We start from the raw sequence: 17,830 nt of genomic DNA, 5'->3' as shown, positions 1-17,830 counted from the left end.
CACAAAAATAGTGGTCAGTTTCGCTTCAATACATATTCAGGCGCCTTATCCTGACCGCATGACTTCGGAAACAGATCACTCCTGATTTCCCTTACCTTTCATTCAGTCATTCACTTCGGGAACTGTTGCGACATGAACATATTCCGGAGAAAAAAGTTCACACCAAGGCAGACGGTCGGCTGGTTTCCAGCCTGACATTCGCCCCAGTGCCACTCAGCAATCTTGGCACAGAGGCATCAGCGCTTGCGCGCAGGTGGGGTCGGCGCGGTTGCCTTGGGCGCCACGGATGGACCCGGCGCCAGAACTTCAGGATCAACGGGTTCGTCAGTTGTCATGTTCGGATCAGGCGCTTGCGCGTCGTCACCCGTTGCGGGTGTCGGAGCCTGCACGGTCAGGCCAAGAGACTCAGCGAGATGTTTGTGAGTCACTGCCTCGGGAATTGCCGCGAGAGCCAAAACTGGCACAGGCTTCTCCGGCGCAAGCATGGCGGTCAGAGCGCCTGCTGCCGGATTGGCTATATAACCGGCAAGCTGCGCGCCTATGCTGTCTGGCGGGCTTCCGGCAGGAGCCCATGTGCGCCGCAACAAGGTAACGTAAGCGTCCGGGTCCATCCCCTGATTGACCGCTGCGTTATTGAGCAGCCGAGGAACAAGTCCCGCATCACGCCAGGAAAAGTCGAGATGCACGATCTGGGGCTGAGGCAATGCGCCCTGCTGCGCAGTCAGTTGGGTGAAGTCGCCCGCTATGTTCAGGTGACCAAACTCACGCGCATTCACGTCAAACTCCGTGACATGCGCGATATCCGCTTCCCGATCGACAATTGCATTCAGCACAATCGCGGCATCAAACTTCTCATATCCGAGCGATTTGATGATCATGGTGCGCGGACCGGTCGGCCAGAGTTTGAAATGCGTAAGACTCTCTGTCACACGGCTTTTCTGACCATCCGTATCGATGTGCAGATGGGCCTTTTCAAAACCGGCGAGACGGTCTTCGGCACTTCCCGGACCATCGACCTCCCCTTTGAGAAGGAAGTCCTCCACAGTGATGGACTGATTCCCATCGTGAAACAGCAGACCATCGCCTTTCAGATAGGACTGCAACAGGCCCGCCAGATCAGAGCCATCCGAGACCAACTCGCCCATGCTGACATCTCTCACGGGGTGATCGCCATAATGAAGCTGGAACTTGCTCACAGTGAGACGGGAAACCCGGCCCGTGCCATACTGATCAAGAATGACGTGCGCCGCCCTGGCGCTCTCCAGACCATCAGCCGAGGTCATGACGGCCTGCGTCGCCTCGCCATGATCCATCATCAGGCTGCTGACCTGATCTTCTGTTGGTGGTGGCAGCATGAGGCCATCCAGCGACAACCGTTTGGCCTGCATGGTGCCGCCTGCCCCCGTAATCTGGAGCGTATAGGCGATGACGTGATCAAAATGCAGGGAACTGTGATCAGGCGTGCTTTTCGCCTCGGTCGGGGAGCCTACAACAGCCCCGATCAGTTCGATCGTGGCTGCGGAAATGGTCCCGCTGGGATCTTTCAGCACAACGTCGGTCAACCGCGCCCCGTGACTGGTAGGCAGAGCGATCGCCTTACCCCATGTAAAATCCACGCCCAACGGCAGATGGGCCTTCGCGTCCTCGAGCGCCTCGATCAGTTCGTGGTTGGCCTCCCTGTGAACCCAGATCCACCCCGCAGAGCCGAGTCCAATGACCGCAAGAGCGGAAAGGGTGAAGATGGCGCGGCGTGTGGTTTCTCGGTTCATGAAAGACGGCACCCTGTGTTCAGCCTTGGTTCCTCTTACATATCAGGGCGTTGTCCCAAGAGCATCAGGAAAAACCACAGCACGGATTTCTGCGGTTTTTTGAACACCCAACTTAACGGTATCATGTTACCACATAAAAATAATACTGATAAATAAAAGAACAAATAAAAATGGCTATTTTTATACCCGCTTTTCCCTTGACGCCCCGCCCCGGCTTACGCATAAGGCGGCACCCGAACCGCTCAAGATTCCTGGACGGACATATAAACAATGAAAACCACCCGCTCGCTTAAGCCCGCGGAAGTGACGAAGAACTGGATCCTGATCGACGCCGAAGGGCTCGTTCTTGGTCGTCTCGCCACTCTTGTTGCTGCGCGTCTGCGCGGCAAGCACAAGCCGCAGTTCACACCGCACGTTGATTGCGGCGACCATGTCGTCATCATCAACGCCGAGAAGGTGAAGCTCACCGGCAACAAGGTTGACCAGAAGCTTTTCCATTACCACACCGGTTATCCGGGTGGCATCAAGCAGCGCACGATCACGCAGCGTCTGAACGGCAAGCACCCCGGCGAAGTCGTCGAGAAGGCTGTCGAGCGTATGATCACGCGTGGCCCGCTGCAGCGCGCCCAGATGCGCAACCTGCATGTCTATGCCGGCTCCGAGCATCCGCATGACGGCCAGCAGCCAGTGAAGCTGGATGTCGCCGCGATGAACCGCAAGAACACCGCCATTGCGAAGAGTGGGGTCTGATCGCCATGTCTGAAACGATTGAACGCACAGGCACGCTCGCCGACCTCAAGGACGTTGCTCCTCAGGTTGTGGCTTCCGAAGCTCCTGTCTACGAAGTAAAGCGCGACGCTCAGGGCCGTTCCTACGCCACAGGCCGTCGTAAAGAGTCCGTCGCTCGCGTCTGGATCAAGCCCGGCAAGGGTGATGTCACGGTGAACGGTCGCCCGATCGGCACCTACTTCGCCCGTCCGGTCCTGCGCATGCTGCTGACACAGCCGTTCCTCGTGACCGACCGTTACAACCAGTTCGACGTTGTCTGCACCGTCGTTGGTGGTGGTCTGTCCGGTCAGGCTGGCGCTGTCCGTCACGGTATCAGCCGTGCGCTGACGCATTATGAGCCGGAACTGCGCGGCGTTCTGAAGGCAGCCGGGTTCCTGACCCGTGACTCCCGTCAGGTTGAGCGTAAGAAATACGGTAAAGCCAAGGCCCGTCGTTCCTTCCAGTTCAGCAAGCGCTGATCTGGAACACGCCTTTCGCCCTGTGCGGAAGGGGGTTTTGGGAAGCCGCTGGCCTTCGGGTTGGCGGCTTTTTCTTTGTCTGGAGAATACAGCGTGAGCGGCAAACGGCAGGAAACATTCGACGCGGTCGTCATCGGTGCGGGCGCTGCGGGGCTGATGACGGCTCTCACGGCCGGGCAGCGCGGCAAGCGGGTGCTGGTTCTGGACCACAATGACGAACCGGGCCGAAAGATCCTGATCTCCGGTGGTGGACGATGTAATTTCACCAATCTGCAGACCGTGCCGGACCGTTTCCTGTCCCAGAACCGTCATTTCGCCCGTTCAGCATTGGCGCGTTACAAACCTGCCGATTTTCTGACTCTGGTCGAAAAGCATGGCATCGCATGGCACGAAAAGACGCTCGGACAGCTTTTCTGCGATGGCTCCGCCCGACAGATCCTCGCCATGCTGCTGGATGAATGCGCCAAAGGCGACGTTACGATCCGCCTCAGTGAAACGATCAGAGATGTGCGGTTCTCGGACCGCTTTACGGTGGAAACCGACACTCTCACCATAGAAGCCCGCTCGCTCGTGCTGGCAACCGGCGGTCTTTCCATTCCCAAGCTTGGCGCAACGGGGCTGGCGCATCGTCTGGCCCGGCAGTTTGATGTTCCGCTGGTCTCCCCCGCACCCGGTCTTGTGCCCTTGCAAGCCAATATCGACGATCTGGGCTGGATGCCTGCCCTTTCGGGTGTGTCTCTTCCTGTTCGCATACAGAGCGGCAAGACGGCTTTCGAAGAGGCCATGCTGTTTACTCATAAGGGACTTTCGGGGCCGGCCATTCTCCAGATTTCGTCTTTCTGGAAACCCAGTCAGTCCATCAGGATTGACCTGCTACCCGACAAAAATGCCTTTGAAACCCTGCGAGCTGCCCGCACGGGACGATCACGCGCCCATGCTGTGGCCATTCTGTCCGAACAGATGCCGCGGCGGCTTGCTGAAGTGCTTGGCCCGCGTTTGTTGGGAGAGAAGGCCGCTGCTGAATGGCCGGATAAGCTGCTTCGTGCGGCGGCGGAAACCCTGAAAAACTGGCAATTCACTCCCTCTGGCACCGAAGGCTATGCCAAGGCCGAAGTCACCACGGGCGGGGTGGATACCAAGGCGCTTTCCTCCCGAACCATGGCCAGCACCAGCCTGCCGCAACTTTATTTCGTCGGAGAGGCGGTGGACGTCACAGGATGGCTGGGAGGCTATAATTTCCAGTGGGCATGGGCGAGTGGCCACGCGGCAGGAACCGCTCTGTCCGAATGATGTTATGTCTTCCGCACGAACAACACTTTGCTTTTACTGACTTCCCTGAGAAATACGGCTAATCTGACCTTAACCATTTCATCTCTGAGGAGAGTATCCCCGATGGATATGTCTGTTTTCCAGTCTGTAAAACGCCGTGGTTCACGGGCTCTGTTACTCGGCCTCGCCGCTGCTGCGCTGGCCGCCTGCACAGGTCAGGCAGGAACGCCCATCGCACCGGGCACCTATCCGCCCGGCACGCCGCTGGGCGGCACATGCAAGGCCGGTCTCTATACCTGCCAGCTTCCGCTCGCCTCTCCGGTCGGCGCACCGTGCAGCTGCCCCGGACTGGGTGCAGCCTCCTATGGGCAGGTCTATCTCAAATAATAAATTGCAGAAGGGCTTCCGGCATGGCATGGCCTGAGGGCTTTTTGCCACGCCGGAGGACCATCCCTCAGCATGTTCTGCGGGCAGCCGGTCTGGTATAGAGACGCGAAGATCGTTGCCGGTCTTCTGCCGGACAACAGAGAGAGACCGTAACGCATGAGCTTCAGTGACGACCGTTATTCCCCTTCCCGCGCCTCGGCGGGACGTCAGAACGGAAGCTCGAACGGCTTGTCGTCCATCCTCAGACTAGGAATCTGGTCTGTCCTGTATTTTCTATTCTACATGGCGCAGCAAATCGCTGAACTGCTGGCTCCCCTGCTCCTGATCGCCGGTGTCGGCTGGGCCGCTCTGCCGCACGTCGTAAACGCCGTGTCCTCAAGCGCGAGCCATGTCGATGCACAGGCTCATGACGTGATGTCTCATGTGTCAGAGGCTATTCCGCATGAAGTCATGATGGGGTCACATCTCCTGACCCCTTCAGGTCTGATCTTTGACGGCATCCTGCTTATGGCCGTTGCTGCTTTTGGCGCGACCCTGTCCGCCATTGCCGCCCGCTCCATGTAAAACCTTTATCTGACATTTCACCGACAGGCAGAAACACGACAGGGCAAAACCTGTCCACCAACAAGAAAAGGCTCTCCTGACCGGAGAGCCTTTTCTTGTTAATCTCAGAGCAGATTCAATGCAGGCCAAAGGTGACGCAATGCACCGAACCAGTGCGTGCATACGACCAACACAACAACGGCTCCTACGCCACTGGCAATCCATGCCTTACGCCAGAACGCCGGACTTTCAAGAAAAGAACGACGCCCCTCGTCAGCATGTGCGACACGTTTGAGAACATCGTTCCTCAGACGACTGGATATATCAATCGCCGGTGTGACATGCCGCGGAGCAACAGCAGGTTCTTCCTCCGCCTTGGCTTCTTCGACTGTTTCGGCATGTTCGGAGGGCACCACCTCATCTGGTACTTCGGTATGTTCCCAGACTGCCTCATGATGTTCCTCGGCAGAAGCAGGAGCTTCTTCTTCCTCTACTTCAGAAACACGGTCCCAAACCGGCACCCAAGGAGCAGTCTCTGCCTGTTCCGCCTCTCCCGAAGAATGATGCTGGGCGCTTTCCTGCCCGCCAGGATTATTTCTGGCAGCCCGCAGACGCGTGATGACGTCATCGAACGTATTATCCTGCGGAGCTGGTGACGGCGCGTCATCATCTGACTGCTCGTCACTCTTTTCCACATGTTTTCGGAACGCTTCGGCTTCGTGTTCCGCAGGCGGCTGCCCGGAGGTGTCTTTCAGGTGATCCCGATTGTCGGAGCTTTCAACCAGGTTTTCATCCTGATAACCCGCACCGGTGAAACCAGTATTCTCCACACTGAAATGTTCGTCGAGATCCTTCTCCCGCCATTCATGCGGATCTTCCTCCGGCTTGGTCCCAAAACCGGTCGGCTGCGAGGCTGGGGTTTCAGGCTCGTCATCCCAGATGCTGCGATAAACGACTTTCTTCTCTGGCGCAGCCTGTTCAGCAACCGGCGGTGCTACCGGGGTGGGCTCAATAGGGAGATCGAGAAAACTGAAAGGCTTTTCGTATTCGTCATCCGAGGCCTCAGCTCCTTGGGAATTTGAATGCGCCTTGTCCTGAAGGGGCGTAATGCGCGTAGAGAAATGCTGGGTAGCCGGCGGCTCTGAAAGAGTGGAAAATTTCTCTTCGACTGGCTCGGCAGCGGACTGTGGCGCAACAGGCTCCTGCACTTCGGCTGGCGGCGCTTCACTGTGCGGCTCACTGTCTGGCTTCTGCTCTTCCGCCCGATCAGGCTGGCCTGCTTCTTCGGTCGCCGGGACATCTGGCACTGCTGCGACAGGCGCAGGGATCTCTGCTGGCTCCGCAGCCTGTTCCTGACGGATTTCCTGCTCTTCATTCTGAACGGGCAGCTCGGATTGAAGTGGTTCTTCGTGAGGAACCGATGTCGAGTTTTCCCCGGCAACAGGCGACGGCGCAGCTTCCATCGTCTCAGCCGCAGTGGCTGGTGGCGTGGCAGGTTGCTCTTTCTGAGTGTTTACCGGCTCAACCTGCCTGACCGCAGAGTGTTCGTCGGGCAGTGGTGCTTCCGGTTTCTGAGACTGTGTTTCAGCAACTGATGGAGCCGTGTGAGCCTCTGGAGCCACACTGGTGGCCGGTGCTTCTGCCTGAGCTTCAGTTATCTCGGAGACCGCTGCGACGGGCTGATGATCCGACTGGGAAACTGTCTCTTCAGGTGCTTTGGGCTGTTCCGAGGCCACAGATGAAGCCGGAGACTTGGCCGGTTCCTCAGGCGTCGCCACCTGTTCGTCCGGCTGAGAAACGACCGGCTTCTGCACCGGGGGCTGCACTGGAGTAGCTGGAGGCGTATCTGCGGTTTCAGCAGCAGTCTGCGGAACGGCCTTGACGAGCCAACTGGCGCCGCATCCTGCACACTTCAATGTCCTGTCCTTCGTCAGGTAAGACGCAGGTACATTATATTTAATGCCACAGGACGGGCAGACAATCAGCATCCGGGTTCCTCTCTCGTGCTGCGCAATCGCTCTGGCCGCAGACACGCACAATCCTCGTTAAACAGTATGCCTTGTAATCGGTTCCCAATTTCTAAACATGATCCGACAACGGTGAAAGAGGGAGAAAACTCCTCAGGTGAAAATCGACAGTTTCTCCGGCAACGCGTTATGCTATCGCGTGTTTCTCATGACTGATCTCATTCTTCAGGGAGTATGCCTTGCATGATCCGGCTCCGTGACGTCTCCTGGCATCACGGCACTCTGCCGCATGAAGGTCAGGCCACACTCAGAAATATCAGCCTTGCGATTCCGCAGGGCGGTTTCCGCTGGCTGCTCGGCCCTTCCGGCGCAGGCAAGTCCACACTGCTGCGTCTTCTGCATATGGAGGCACTACCCCGTTCAGGCGACATGGAAATTCTTGGCACCGAAATCGGATCGCGCAGCAAACGTTCCACTCTCGCCCGCCTGAGACAGCGAATCGGAATGATCCATCAGGATTTCCGCCTGATGCCAACCCTCTCCGTCGCCGATAACATTGCCCTGCCCCTGCGGCTTCAGAAGCGCATGGAAGGTGAAATCGCACAGGAAGTGGACGCTCTGCTGGACTGGCTGGGACTTGTTGAACGTAAGAAAGCGCGCCCAGTCGAGCTCTCGGGCGGCGAGCAGCAGCGGACAGCCATTGCCCGCGCCGTGATCATGCGCCCCAGCCTTCTGCTGGCGGATGAACCGACGAATGCTCTGGAAGACAGTCAGGCGGCACGTGTTATCGGCATGCTGAGAGAACTGTCGGATCTGGGAACCACTGTCATCGTCGCAACGCATAACGATACGCTCGTCCAGCGCTTTCCCGCACCTGCGCTGCAACTCAGGCAGGGACGGTTGTTCTCCGATGAATAAGCACAAACGGGTCCGTGACGGCCTCGCGCTGTCCCGGGCGCTTCCCGACCGCAGCCTGCTTACCATGGTCGCCGCCATGAGTCTGCTCATCGCGCTGACCTTCACGGCTGCCGTCGGTGCCCAGAGCCTGTCCGAACGATGGGCGAGAGGAGCTGCCAATCTGATTACCGTGCAGGTGCCTGATCCGGACAAGGCACCGGTGACAGACAATCACACCACAGGTGGTTCTCGGGTTGAAGCGGTGCTCGGTACACTGAAAACAGCGCCAGATATCGTGCAACTGCACAGACTGAATGAGCAGGAACTCGACGCTCTTCTGAAACCCTGGCTTGGCAATACTGGGACTGCGGCGCTTCCTCTGCCAGCCGTGATTGAGGTCGATCTTACTGCAGGCGGCGTCCTGTCAGACGATCTTGTATCGACCCTCACCACCATCGCTCCAGGCACGCTCATTGAGAAGAACGATGACTGGCGCTCCCAACTTCACACCGTTGCCCGCAGCCTGCTGTTCTGCGCCGGGCTGGCGATAGCGCTTGTCGGCACGATCGGCGCTGCGGTCATTGGGATGGCGACCCGTCTGGGACTGGGCTCGCGGCGTGAGAGCGTAACCATTCTCCACGAACTCGGCGCATCCGACGGCTATGTCGCCCGACGTTTCGCGTCCCGCGTTGCTGTCCTGTCTTTTCTGGGCGGTCTGGCCGGAACGCTGGTCTCCCTCCCTCCGATCGCTATCCTGAGCCACCTCATGGCGCCTTTTTCGGGAGCCGTTTCGAGCACCACGCAGAATGGGGAGAACTGGTTTCCCATACTGAAAGACTCTCTACTGGCGTTCTGGCATGGAGCCGCGCCACAGTCCCTTCTGATCGGACTGGGCTGCATTCCTTTTGTCGTCACGCTGATTGGGTGGGTCACGGCGCAGGTCATCGTGCGGGTATGGCTGCGGCGGCTTCCATGAAGAAAGAGGGTTCCAGATGGGGCTGGTGGCGTGCAGTGGGCCTGTTCTTCACGGCTTGCATCTCGCTGTTTGTCATCGGCTTTGGGCTCTTTCTCCGCAGCGCCCTGCGTGCTCCTGACCTCCCACCTGTTTCTGATGGAATCGTTGCTCTGACCGGCGGCAACGGACGCGTGGAAACATCTCTTTCCCTGCTGGAACAAGGCCGTGGCCACCTGCTGCTCGTCTCAGGCGTCGATCCCAAGGTCACGTTGCAGGAACTGGCACCCGATCTTCCCGCCGGACTGAGCGGACGTATCACTCTTGGACGGGAAGCCACATCCACAGCTGGCAACGCCACGGAAACAAAGCACTGGGTGAAGGCGAACAAGCTGCACAGCCTGATCATTGTCACTGCCGGCTATCATATGTGGCGGGCAGAAGTGGAAATTGGACGCATGCTGCCTGGCGTTCGTCTCAGTCCCTATACTGTGCAGCCCCCTGCCATGAAGCGTCCTTTTACACGTGGTACATGGAATTTGCTGGTGCGAGAGTATGGCAAGTTCCTGCTGGCCTGCATCGGTCCGGTGAAGGCGTTCCGACATACGGTAGACGCGACCTGAGCAGGCCATCGGGCCATCTTCAGTGATTTCAGAAATTCAGCAGCGCGCCAGTGAATGTTTCTTCCACCACACTCACTGGTGTGCCGTCCGCCCGTTTTACAATCGCTGTGTTGCGGATCACGGAAGCGGATGGCGACGGCAAGGTGTTTTCATTCCACAGGCGAATGTTTTCGAGTGTTTCGCGGCTTATGGAAAAGGGCCCCACGACACGCCCGAATGGCACTGTTGTCGTATCCAGTTTCCGGGTCATTTCCGGCGTCAGTCTCTCCGGGGAATACCAGTTTCCCGCATGCGCTACAGCCAGATCCCCACAGAACATGGTGACATGCCGGTAGCGCAGAGGTTCGTTCGCCTCGAAAATACCCGCAGCGATGGCCGGTAGAGGCGCATCAGCCTGTTGCCCCACCTGCACCCTTAACCGGACAGGCGGTGCGCCCAGACCGTTTTCTTCACACCATGTCTCCAGAGCAATCGTGGCGCTGGAGGCCTTGAGCAGCGCCGTATCAAGCCTGCTGATCCGATCCAGAACAGTTTCCGTCATTCAGCTTCCACCAGACGACGCCTCAGACTGAACGTTCGTTTTCCTACAGTCAGCGGAACGCCTCCCCACAGATTTTTGACAGCCTCAAGAATGACCACACCACCACAGGCAGGCAAGACCGTTCCTCCGGCCCGCTCAATGGCCGTGCTGAGACGCGGACTGCGCAGAAGGGGAAACAGTGGCGGGTAAAGGGCCGTTTCACATGTCTCGACGTGGAACATGCCTTCCTGCAGCAGACGACGCACCTGACGTTGGGAGTAAGGCGTTCCCTGCCCATACGGCGTCGTATCGCTCAGCGCCCAAAGACCGCGCCGGTTGGGGACTATGAGAATCAGTTTTCCGTTGTCGCGCAGAACTTTCCACACTGAGCGCAGAAGCTCGCGACCTGATGGCGCGGTTTCCAGCGCATGCACCATCAGGATCCGGTCAAACGACAGATCGGGAAAAGGCAAATGGCTGCAACTGACAACGCAATCAGCCTCATGACGGTGCAGCATCGTGTCGGGAATCGTTCCGACATGAGCGGCCACCGTGAACGCCGACTGATCGCGCCATTCCGACAGAAAAGGCGCTGTGTAGCCCAACCCGAGGAGGTTAAGTCCCCGAAGATCAGGCCAGCAGGCTGTCAGACGGCGGGCAAGAAGACGCACCACTCCGGCACCCGCCGATGTGTCATAGAATACGTCAGCAGAACGAACTTCATCCAGCATGATGCGTACAGTATCATAAGTCATCCAGACGCAGCACTACCGGAGTTCCGCCATGTCGATTACCGTCCTGCCCATTCCGGCTCTTTCCGACAATTACGTCTGGATGCTGACGGATACGGAGACCGGCATGGTCGGCGTGGTCGATCCCGGCGAATGCGCGCCGGTCCGGGCGGCCATTGAGGCGCATGGTGGACGGCTGGACACAATTTTCCTGACCCATCACCACGCGGATCATACAGGCGGCGCTGAAACGCTGCGTGACCGATATGGCGCCCGCATTATCGGTGCGGCAGCAGACGCATCCCGTCTCCCTACCCTTGATCAAGCCGTCCGTGCCGGGGATCGGGTTGCATTCGGGGACAGTCAGGCTCTGGTGCTGGAAACGCCGGGACACACGCTGGGGCATATTGCCTATTACTTCGACGATCCCGCCTCGCTTTTTTGTGGCGACACACTGTTCAGTCTGGGATGTGGCCGTCTTTTTGAAGGTACGCCGGAGCAGATGTACGCCAGCCTGCATGAGTTCGACGCCCTGCCAGACGAAACGCTGGTGTACTGCGGTCATGAATACACAGCTTCCAATGCGCGCTTCGCCCTTTCCGTGTCACCAGACAACAAGGCGCTTCAGCACCGCGCAGAGGAAGTCACCCGCTTAAGAGCGGAAGGTCGCCCGACTGTTCCTTCCACTCTTGGATCTGAACGGGCATGCAATCCTTTTCTGCGCGCTTCTTCCTCAGCCGAATTGGGCAAGCTGCGTCGACAGAAAGATCTGGCGTGAATTCCACGTCAGAAACATTCTTCTATCAGCGACAAGAACTTTCATTGCACGCCTGTTTTTTCAGGGAAAACCAAACGCTGTGGTTCAAATGAAATGTAATTTTGTCGTTATAGAAAAATCTATTTTCATGTAAATGTATTACATATTTTATACTTCAAATTACTTACTGACAAAATAATAAAATATGATACATTTTATGGAGATAAGTTTCTTTTTCGAACCAAATCTTCCGGATTGCATGATGAAACAATAACGAGAAGCCAGTTTTCCATTCTGTGCTGTGGTTCAAAACGCTCATTACAGACAGGATGTTTATGAAAGCTGTTTCTGGCTTTTCCTTATCTTTCCAGTGCCAATCAGTCGTTTATCCGGTGTCTGCAGGCGTAAACCTGTGGACTGTTCGTGCGCGTCCGGACTGGAAACTAATCTTTCAGAATCAAAACTTTTATCAATATCAATGGGGACACCATGAGCAATCTGATTGCCGACATCTGGAACATAGGACGTAATATCGAAACCAGTCTCATTCAGTCGGCAGATGATTTTCTGAATGACACCGGCATCAATCAGATCTGGAGCTCTCTGGCGGCGTTGCCAAGCAACATCCTCGACAACACGACCCCAAATAACCTGCTGACCTTCCTTAATGACGATACGGCAATCCCCGTTCCTACCCATCAGAATCTCAACCAGACCCCAACAGTTTCCCAGTTCCTGAACGCAGCCAATACTGAATATGCCCTGACAGGCACACCCACCGGCATGTCACCATTTCTCGTTAATGGTCAGCAACTGGCCGTCATCGATGAAACCAGCGACATGTCAGCCAAGGTCTGGGTCACTGACAACGATCAGGTGATTATCGCGTTTCAGGGGACGGGCGGCGGCTTTAATGCCATCACCAATCCGGCAGCTGTCGCGACAGGTTTTCTTTCAGACGTCCAGATCTGGAACCAGAGCGTTTCGCAGGCGCAGAAAGATGCCTTGTCCTTCACGCATTATATCGTGGACATGGCCCAGAAGCAGGGCATCGACACCAACAACATCTTTGTCACCGGTCACTCGCTGGGCGGGATCGAGGCTTCCTATGTTGCCCAGCAGACGGGTCTTGGCGGCATCGCGTTTGAACCGACCGGTATCCCCACTTCCACAACAGCAAAAGGCGATGGTTCAAATTTCGCCAGCGTTGTGACTTATGGCGATCCTGTCGCCGAATATGCCAACGACACCATGCCGGGCTCATCTTTCGTGACATCCATGCCCGCGGGTGCTGCTGGCGATTTCAACCATTACGGTCAGGTCGTCATGCTGGGCAATCCGGCGGACAATGCCCCACTGGCCGCAGCCGTCAGTAACTGGAATGCCAGCTCAATCGGAAATGTCGGTGAACTGCTCAGCGCCGCCTCGTTCGCGGGATATCATCTGCCGGGAACACAGGCAGCCGATATGGGCATCACGATGACTCCCTATGTGTCTCTTGGCGATACGACACATTATCAGAGCGGTGCTGTGTTCAATGTAGGCAATGACAGCATTGCACAGCTCCTGACAGACAATGCCGATCGCACGTCCAGCCTTACAAGCTGATTAACTGCAAGAAGTAGCGATCAGGGGGAGGCTACCTTTCCTTTCCCTGATCGCCACGCTTCCAGTAACGTGGCCGCAGGCAAAGTCCCTATCGTCCACTCGCCTTTTCTCAATCTCAGCGGCAGGGCAATGATCGTGTCCGGCGCTGTTGCCTCTCCGGTTTTTTCTGTTTTCGGTGGTGACTGAAGATTTCCCTGCGCCCTGAAACGCTCGATCAGCATTGTCATGTGACGCACTTCCGGCGTGACCACATGCCCAACCATCATCGCATCAACGACTTTTTCCAGACCACGTAAGGTCAGGTCGAAATCACCCGTCGCATCACGCTGCCAGACAAGTTTCCCCGTGACGGCGACAGTGGACGGTCCAAACCGCGCCTCGCCAATATGTAGCGTCAAACCTCGGTCGCCACCTTCCGTCTCACTGGAAGAGAGCGCGACATGCACTTTCTCCGCCAGATTGCCGATACCGGGCCATGCAACAGGTAATGTGACAGTCTCGACTGTCACATCTGCCGCCGCACCTTCCAGATAGTTCTGTTTCAGATACCATTCCGTTCTACCTTGGAGTTTTCTCAAACCGACACTGAACGGAAGAGCCGACTGCCCCAGAGGGAAAGGCATTGCATACACTTCAAACTGGTCATCATCCGCCATAAAGGCAGCATGAATTTCCTCGCCACTGTTAGCAGCACCAACAGTCGCATGAAGCCCGCTTCCCGTCAGTCTGAATGCAGCATCCGGATGGGCAGAATCGTGTCCCAGCAAAAATGCCTGCTGTCCCGTAAAATCCAGTCGGACTAATGAGGAAAACGGCGCAGCGGGCGATACGGTCACAGCGTCACCTCCGTAGACGAGACGCGTGTCTTTCAAAGGACCGTCCAGACGTACATCTCGCAGCGTCACCTGCCACGGAAACGCGAACAGACTGAACCCCGACACCCGCCAGGAAACACTCCAGCCCTGCTTGAGAAGAATTTCACGCTCCGCATCAATTTTTCCGATGAGACTCTGTCTGGCGACCATCATTCCGGCACAGCCTGACACGACCAGCACCAGACCCAGTCCAATGGCTACAAAGAAGCGCATGCGATGTTTCAGCTGACGCTCCTGCTACCTCGCCCGTTATCCAGTTTGTACCCCACCTCAGTTTCAGGGACCAGATGTCGGAACTCGTTCAATAAAATCCCCCGAAATAGTCAGGCTCAGCGTGGCTTGACAAAACTTATCCACAATTCATCAGTCAAAGCATCCACGTTTTCTGAAAAGTTGTTTTCCTTGAAACATCAGAAAAGAAACATCCGATTGGATAACGGATTTTCACAGAAAACCGCTGTCTTCTGCGGAAAAATCGCAGAGTATCATTTTTATGCAACAAACCGACTTGACTTCATTGAAGCGTGGAAAAAGCAGGAGATTTCACGGATCAGGCCCACAACCCTGTAAGACGCCATTTTATCCCACAGAGTTATCCACAAGGGTATCCCCTGACGATTAAAGACAGCCTGTCAAGCGTTCAGACGCGGTTGTTCTTCCTGCCAGGCCCGTTCAATGGCCTGAAGCATCTCTCCGCGTCCCTTGGCCTGAACCGGATCTCCGATGACGACCGAGATGGTTCCGGCCCGCTTGAGGAAACCCCGGTTCGGCCAGCACAGCCCGGAATTGGTGGCGACGGGATAGACCGGCAGGCCGGTATGACGCGCCATGGCGACAATTCCCGGCTTTAGAGGAACGGTCTCTCCGTAAGCCATACGAGTGCCCTCGGGGAAAATGATCATCTGCCGACCATCGGCAGCCGCCCGTTCCGTTTCCTTCAACAGCCCTCGCATCGCCTTGCTTCCGCCCGCACGCTGAACGGGAATCATGCCTGTGAGCTTCAGCATCGGCCCAACGAAGGGCACTTTCAGCAACTCTTCCTTCATGACGTAGGTCGGTTTGGACACAAGATTCATCCAGACCAGCGTGTCAAAGGCCGACTGATGCTGCGAGGCAATGATGAACGGCTTGTCCTTCGGGAGCTTTTCCAGCCCTTCAACATGCGTGTGGATACCGCACCAGAAACGTCCACCCGCCAGATAGAATCGCGCCCAGAGTTTGGCGTAAGGCATTGCATAACGCGGCCAGAAAAACCGGACCGGCATAGCTGCCCACCCCATCAGAACAGAAATGACGACGATATAGATCCGGAACAGAGCAGAACGGATCACGCGCATATCAGGGCTCCCAGCTGGGCCTCACGGCTGGATGAACAGGCTTTTCCGACACGCGTCCTGCGGGCCGAACAGGTGCGGATGGAGACCAGAAAAGACGGAATGACGCAAGGCAGAGCCCGAATGTCACGAGTTTCTCTTGATTCCGCAGCGATGAACGGCCAAGAACGGTAGCATGTCACTCCTAGGCTCTCTCAAGTTCGTCCTTTCCCGCCCGCATCGCGAGGCCTACCCGTTCCTTGGCGTATCCGGCGCTGTGACGGTCGCTGCCCGCTATCTGGGCTGGCGTCGCAACTGCCCGATTTTCCGGGGCATTGGCACGGCCAGTGGTCTGTTCTTCGGATTCTGCCTGTATTTCTTCCGTGACCCGGAACGGATTGCTCCCGCGCGGGAAGGTCTGGTTCTGGCTCCGGCTGACGGACGGATCGTGTCGATTGAAAAGATCGCTCCCCCCGTCGAACTCGGCATGGGCGAAACCCCGGTCTGGCGTGTGGCGACCTTCCTGTCCGTTCTGGACGTGCATGTGAACCGCATGCCTGTCGCCGGAACCGTGACGCGCATTGCCTATCATGAAGGCAAATTCCTGAATGCCAGTCTCGACAAGGCTTCGACGGACAACGAGCGCAACGCCATGAGCATCACTCTGCCCGATGGCCGCATGGTTGCCGTTGTGCAGATTGCAGGACTGATCGCCCGTCGCATCGTCTGCTCCGTCAAGGAAGGCGAGCGTCTGGAGGCCGGAGAGCGCTTCGGTCTGATCCGCTTCGGTTCTCGGACTGATGTTTATCTTCCCCCCGGCGTCGAGCCGCTGGTGGAAGTCGGTCAGACCATGATCGGCGGTGAGACGGTCGTGGCCGAGCTTGACGCCTGATCCAGTGCTGACCCGTCTCTTTCCCGTGACACGGGAGCCTTTCGTCCATGGCTGAAACAACAAGGCGCAGACGTCGTCGTCTGCGCGGCAGCCGTCCTGCGCGAGCGCGTGTCCGCGGCCCCTCCTTCAACCGGCTCATCCCCAACCTGCTCACCATGCTTGGACTTTGCAGCGGTCTGATGGGGATGCGTTTCGCTCTTGATGGCCGTTTCCATCAGGCTGCTCTTGCCCTTCTGGCTTCGGCGATTATCGACGGGCTAGACGGTCGGATTGCGCGTCTTCTGCGCGGCTCCACCCGCTTTGGCGCAGAGTTTGACAGTCTCTCGGACTTCCTCTGCTTCGGCGTAGCCCCGTCTTTCGTCCTGTATCTCTGGGCCCTGAAAGACGCTGGTCGGTACTCGTTCCTTCCCGGCATTCTGTTCACAGTCTGCATGGCGCTGCGTCTGGCTCGCTTCAACGCCAGCCTCGACGGCGAGGAAGAACGTCCGAAATATGCGAGCAACTTCTTCACCGGTGTCCCGGCTCCAGCAGGCGCAGGACTGGCTCTATTCCCGCTTTTTCTGGGTCTTGAAGCAGAAAAACTCGGCTATACCAGCCTGTACGAAATGACCCGGCTGCCCTGGTTGCCGATACTGAGTCTGATCGGAACCGGGTTTCTTCTGGTGTCGACCCTGCCGGTCTGGTCATTCAAGAACTTCAAGGTTCCAGCCAAATATGTCCTGCCAATGATGCTGGGCATAGGGGCTTACCTCGTCGCGCTTGTCGCGGATCCCTGGGGCGTTCTTGCGGGGATGGGCGTGGTTTACGTCGCCATTCTTCCGGTCAGCCGAATGAGCTTCCAGCGCCTTAGAAGAGCCGCTGAAGCCCTGCAGGAAGACGAGGACGAAACTCAGTTGGCCGAGCACGCAGCTCTTCCAGAGCACACTGCTCACCAATAAGGACAAAGCCATGCTTTCAATACGACCAGCTTGCTGACGTATGCTGGTCGAACCTACGCTTCCATGATGGGTGCAGGTGTTGGGGAGAGCAGGTTTACGATCCCTTGCAGGATAGCGTCAGGGGTCGGCGGACAACCGGGAATGGCGCAATCCACGGACGCCCGCTTCTCCAGACCACCAAGAACAGCGTAGTTCTCGGCAAATGGCCCTCCGTCAATCGCGCAGGCCCCTACAGCGAGCAGGCCCTTGGGCTGCGGCATCGCTTCCCATGCGGCCTTGACCACGGGAGCCATCATCCGGGTGCAAGTGCCGGTCACAAGCAGCATATCCGCAAGACGCGGCGCATCGGTGAACACAATTCCTGCTTCGGCCAAGCCGTAGTCGCCCTTTCTGAGCGCCTCGACCTCAAGACTACAGGCTTCACAGCCGCCGCTATCCACATGAAAGAAAACCAGCGGAGAACGTGACACGACCGGTGGCAGCGCAGGACCGGCAGGCGCAAGCAGGGATGTGAACAACGCGCGGATCAGAACAGTCGACAC

Annotated in this window: 19 protein-coding genes; 12 read left to right on the top strand and 7 right to left on the bottom strand. The window is 57.3% G+C overall.

Going from position 1 to position 17,830, the window contains the following annotated elements:
- Positions 1-236 precede the first annotated feature (236 nt).
- Positions 237-1,769 (bottom strand): 3-demethylubiquinone-9 3-methyltransferase, encoded by a 1,533-nt coding sequence (locus B3759_RS00270; protein WP_291362528.1) that lies wholly within the window; start codon positions 1,767-1,769, stop codon positions 237-239.
- 270 nt (positions 1,770-2,039) lie between these two features.
- On the opposite strand from B3759_RS00270, the gene rplM reads away from it, so the two are divergent.
- From rplM to B3759_RS00245, 5 genes are all read left to right on the top strand, one after another.
- Complete coding sequence (gene rplM / locus B3759_RS00265; protein ID WP_010667529.1) at positions 2,040-2,519, top strand: 50S ribosomal protein L13; 480 nt, start codon at positions 2,040-2,042, stop codon at positions 2,517-2,519.
- A gap of 5 nt (positions 2,520-2,524) precedes the next feature.
- The gene (rpsI, locus tag B3759_RS00260) at positions 2,525-3,016 is read left to right on the top strand and encodes a 30S ribosomal protein S9 (protein WP_010667530.1); all 492 of its coding nucleotides are present in this window, start codon (positions 2,525-2,527) and stop codon (positions 3,014-3,016) included.
- A gap of 93 nt (positions 3,017-3,109) precedes the next feature.
- On the top strand, positions 3,110-4,306 hold the full coding sequence (locus B3759_RS00255) for an NAD(P)/FAD-dependent oxidoreductase (protein ID WP_291362524.1): 1,197 nt from the start codon (positions 3,110-3,112) through the stop codon (positions 4,304-4,306).
- 102 nt (positions 4,307-4,408) lie between these two features.
- Complete coding sequence (locus tag B3759_RS00250) at positions 4,409-4,672, top strand: hypothetical protein (RefSeq protein ID WP_099348099.1); 264 nt, start codon at positions 4,409-4,411, stop codon at positions 4,670-4,672.
- 156 nt (positions 4,673-4,828) lie between these two features.
- Positions 4,829-5,236, top strand: a complete 408-nt coding sequence (locus tag B3759_RS00245; protein WP_010667533.1) for a hypothetical protein — start codon at positions 4,829-4,831, stop codon at positions 5,234-5,236.
- A gap of 104 nt (positions 5,237-5,340) precedes the next feature.
- Here the strand turns inward: B3759_RS00245 and B3759_RS00240 are convergent, their stop codons facing one another.
- Complete coding sequence (locus B3759_RS00240; RefSeq protein ID WP_291362519.1) at positions 5,341-7,248, bottom strand: zinc-ribbon domain-containing protein; 1,908 nt, start codon at positions 7,246-7,248, stop codon at positions 5,341-5,343.
- 177 nt (positions 7,249-7,425) lie between these two features.
- Here B3759_RS00240 and B3759_RS00235 point away from each other — a divergent pair, with 177 nt between their 5' ends.
- From B3759_RS00235 to B3759_RS00225, 3 genes are read left to right on the top strand one after another with little or no spacing between them, the layout of a single operon-like run.
- The gene (locus tag B3759_RS00235) at positions 7,426-8,100 is read left to right on the top strand and encodes a cell division ATP-binding protein FtsE (RefSeq protein ID WP_010667535.1); all 675 of its coding nucleotides are present in this window, start codon (positions 7,426-7,428) and stop codon (positions 8,098-8,100) included.
- Positions 8,093-9,055: a cell division protein FtsX gene (locus B3759_RS00230; protein ID WP_291362515.1), complete on the top strand. Its 963-nt coding sequence runs from the start codon at positions 8,093-8,095 to the stop codon at positions 9,053-9,055. The genes B3759_RS00235 and B3759_RS00230 overlap by 8 nt, the downstream gene beginning before the upstream one ends.
- Positions 9,052-9,654, top strand: a complete 603-nt coding sequence (locus tag B3759_RS00225; protein ID WP_291362513.1) for a YdcF family protein — start codon at positions 9,052-9,054, stop codon at positions 9,652-9,654. The genes B3759_RS00230 and B3759_RS00225 overlap by 4 nt, the downstream gene beginning before the upstream one ends.
- Positions 9,655-9,682: 28 nt before the next feature.
- On the opposite strand, the gene B3759_RS00220 is transcribed toward B3759_RS00225, so the two are convergent.
- The gene (locus B3759_RS00220; RefSeq protein ID WP_291362511.1) at positions 9,683-10,195 is read right to left on the bottom strand and encodes a hypothetical protein; all 513 of its coding nucleotides are present in this window, start codon (positions 10,193-10,195) and stop codon (positions 9,683-9,685) included.
- Positions 10,192-10,929: a methyltransferase domain-containing protein gene (locus tag B3759_RS00215; protein ID WP_291362510.1), complete on the bottom strand. Its 738-nt coding sequence runs from the start codon at positions 10,927-10,929 to the stop codon at positions 10,192-10,194. Before B3759_RS00215 ends, B3759_RS00220 begins: the two co-directional genes overlap by 4 nt.
- A gap of 28 nt (positions 10,930-10,957) precedes the next feature.
- Here B3759_RS00215 and gloB point away from each other — a divergent pair, with 28 nt between their 5' ends.
- Positions 10,958-11,683 carry a hydroxyacylglutathione hydrolase gene (gene gloB, locus B3759_RS00210; protein WP_291362508.1) on the top strand — a complete coding sequence of 242 codons (726 nt, stop codon included), beginning with the start codon at positions 10,958-10,960 and terminating at the stop codon, positions 11,681-11,683.
- Positions 11,684-12,151: 468 nt separating this feature from the next.
- Complete coding sequence (locus B3759_RS00205) at positions 12,152-13,270, top strand: lipase (RefSeq protein ID WP_291362506.1); 1,119 nt, start codon at positions 12,152-12,154, stop codon at positions 13,268-13,270.
- Between the two features lie 20 nt (positions 13,271-13,290).
- On the opposite strand, the gene B3759_RS00200 is transcribed toward B3759_RS00205, so the two are convergent.
- Both B3759_RS00200 and B3759_RS00195 read right to left on the bottom strand, forming a co-directional pair.
- Positions 13,291-14,358, bottom strand: coding sequence for a DUF2125 domain-containing protein (locus B3759_RS00200; RefSeq protein WP_291362504.1), 1,068 nt, complete (start codon positions 14,356-14,358; stop codon positions 13,291-13,293).
- Positions 14,359-14,777: 419 nt separating this feature from the next.
- Entirely contained in the window at positions 14,778-15,482 is a 705-nt protein-coding gene (locus B3759_RS00195) for a lysophospholipid acyltransferase family protein (RefSeq protein ID WP_291362502.1), read from the bottom strand.
- 172 nt (positions 15,483-15,654) lie between these two features.
- Here B3759_RS00195 and B3759_RS00190 point away from each other — a divergent pair, with 172 nt between their 5' ends.
- Together B3759_RS00190 and B3759_RS00185 are read left to right on the top strand one after the other, a co-directional pair.
- Positions 15,655-16,350 carry a phosphatidylserine decarboxylase gene (locus B3759_RS00190; protein ID WP_291362499.1) on the top strand — a complete coding sequence of 232 codons (696 nt, stop codon included), beginning with the start codon at positions 15,655-15,657 and terminating at the stop codon, positions 16,348-16,350.
- A gap of 47 nt (positions 16,351-16,397) precedes the next feature.
- A complete protein-coding gene (locus tag B3759_RS00185) occupies positions 16,398-17,288 on the top strand; it encodes a CDP-alcohol phosphatidyltransferase family protein (RefSeq protein WP_291362498.1) in 891 nt (296 codons plus the stop codon).
- 53 nt (positions 17,289-17,341) lie between these two features.
- Here B3759_RS00185 and B3759_RS00180 read toward each other — a convergent pair whose 3' ends face one another.
- On the bottom strand, positions 17,342-17,830 hold the full coding sequence (locus tag B3759_RS00180) for an NADH-quinone oxidoreductase subunit B family protein (RefSeq protein ID WP_099348112.1): 489 nt from the start codon (positions 17,828-17,830) through the stop codon (positions 17,342-17,344).

The sequence above is a fragment of the Acetobacter sp. UBA5411 genome (genome assembly GCF_002409645.1).
Taxonomy (GTDB): domain Bacteria; phylum Pseudomonadota; class Alphaproteobacteria; order Acetobacterales; family Acetobacteraceae; genus Acetobacter.
Note: the sequence above shows the minus strand (reverse complement) of the source record. Positions and strands in the feature narration are given on the sequence as shown.

Coding starts and splice junctions, on each gene's coding strand:
- B3759_RS00270 (WP_291362528.1), bottom strand. CDS start 1,769: ATGAACCGAGAAACCACACGCCGCGCCATCTTCACCCTTTCCGCTCTT.
- rplM (WP_010667529.1), top strand. CDS start 2,040: ATGAAAACCACCCGCTCGCTTAAGCCCGCGGAAGTGACGAAGAACTGG.
- rpsI (WP_010667530.1), top strand. CDS start 2,525: ATGTCTGAAACGATTGAACGCACAGGCACGCTCGCCGACCTCAAGGAC.
- B3759_RS00250 (WP_099348099.1), top strand. CDS start 4,409: ATGGATATGTCTGTTTTCCAGTCTGTAAAACGCCGTGGTTCACGGGCT.
- B3759_RS00245 (WP_010667533.1), top strand. CDS start 4,829: ATGAGCTTCAGTGACGACCGTTATTCCCCTTCCCGCGCCTCGGCGGGA.
- B3759_RS00235 (WP_010667535.1), top strand. CDS start 7,426: ATGATCCGGCTCCGTGACGTCTCCTGGCATCACGGCACTCTGCCGCAT.
- B3759_RS00230 (WP_291362515.1), top strand. CDS start 8,093: ATGAATAAGCACAAACGGGTCCGTGACGGCCTCGCGCTGTCCCGGGCG.
- B3759_RS00225 (WP_291362513.1), top strand. CDS start 9,052: ATGAAGAAAGAGGGTTCCAGATGGGGCTGGTGGCGTGCAGTGGGCCTG.
- B3759_RS00220 (WP_291362511.1), bottom strand. CDS start 10,195: ATGACGGAAACTGTTCTGGATCGGATCAGCAGGCTTGATACGGCGCTG.
- B3759_RS00215 (WP_291362510.1), bottom strand. CDS start 10,929: ATGACTTATGATACTGTACGCATCATGCTGGATGAAGTTCGTTCTGCT.
- gloB (WP_291362508.1), top strand. CDS start 10,958: ATGTCGATTACCGTCCTGCCCATTCCGGCTCTTTCCGACAATTACGTC.
- B3759_RS00205 (WP_291362506.1), top strand. CDS start 12,152: ATGAGCAATCTGATTGCCGACATCTGGAACATAGGACGTAATATCGAA.
- B3759_RS00200 (WP_291362504.1), bottom strand. CDS start 14,358: ATGCGCTTCTTTGTAGCCATTGGACTGGGTCTGGTGCTGGTCGTGTCA.
- B3759_RS00195 (WP_291362502.1), bottom strand. CDS start 15,482: ATGCGCGTGATCCGTTCTGCTCTGTTCCGGATCTATATCGTCGTCATT.
- B3759_RS00190 (WP_291362499.1), top strand. CDS start 15,655: ATGTCACTCCTAGGCTCTCTCAAGTTCGTCCTTTCCCGCCCGCATCGC.
- B3759_RS00185 (WP_291362498.1), top strand. CDS start 16,398: ATGGCTGAAACAACAAGGCGCAGACGTCGTCGTCTGCGCGGCAGCCGT.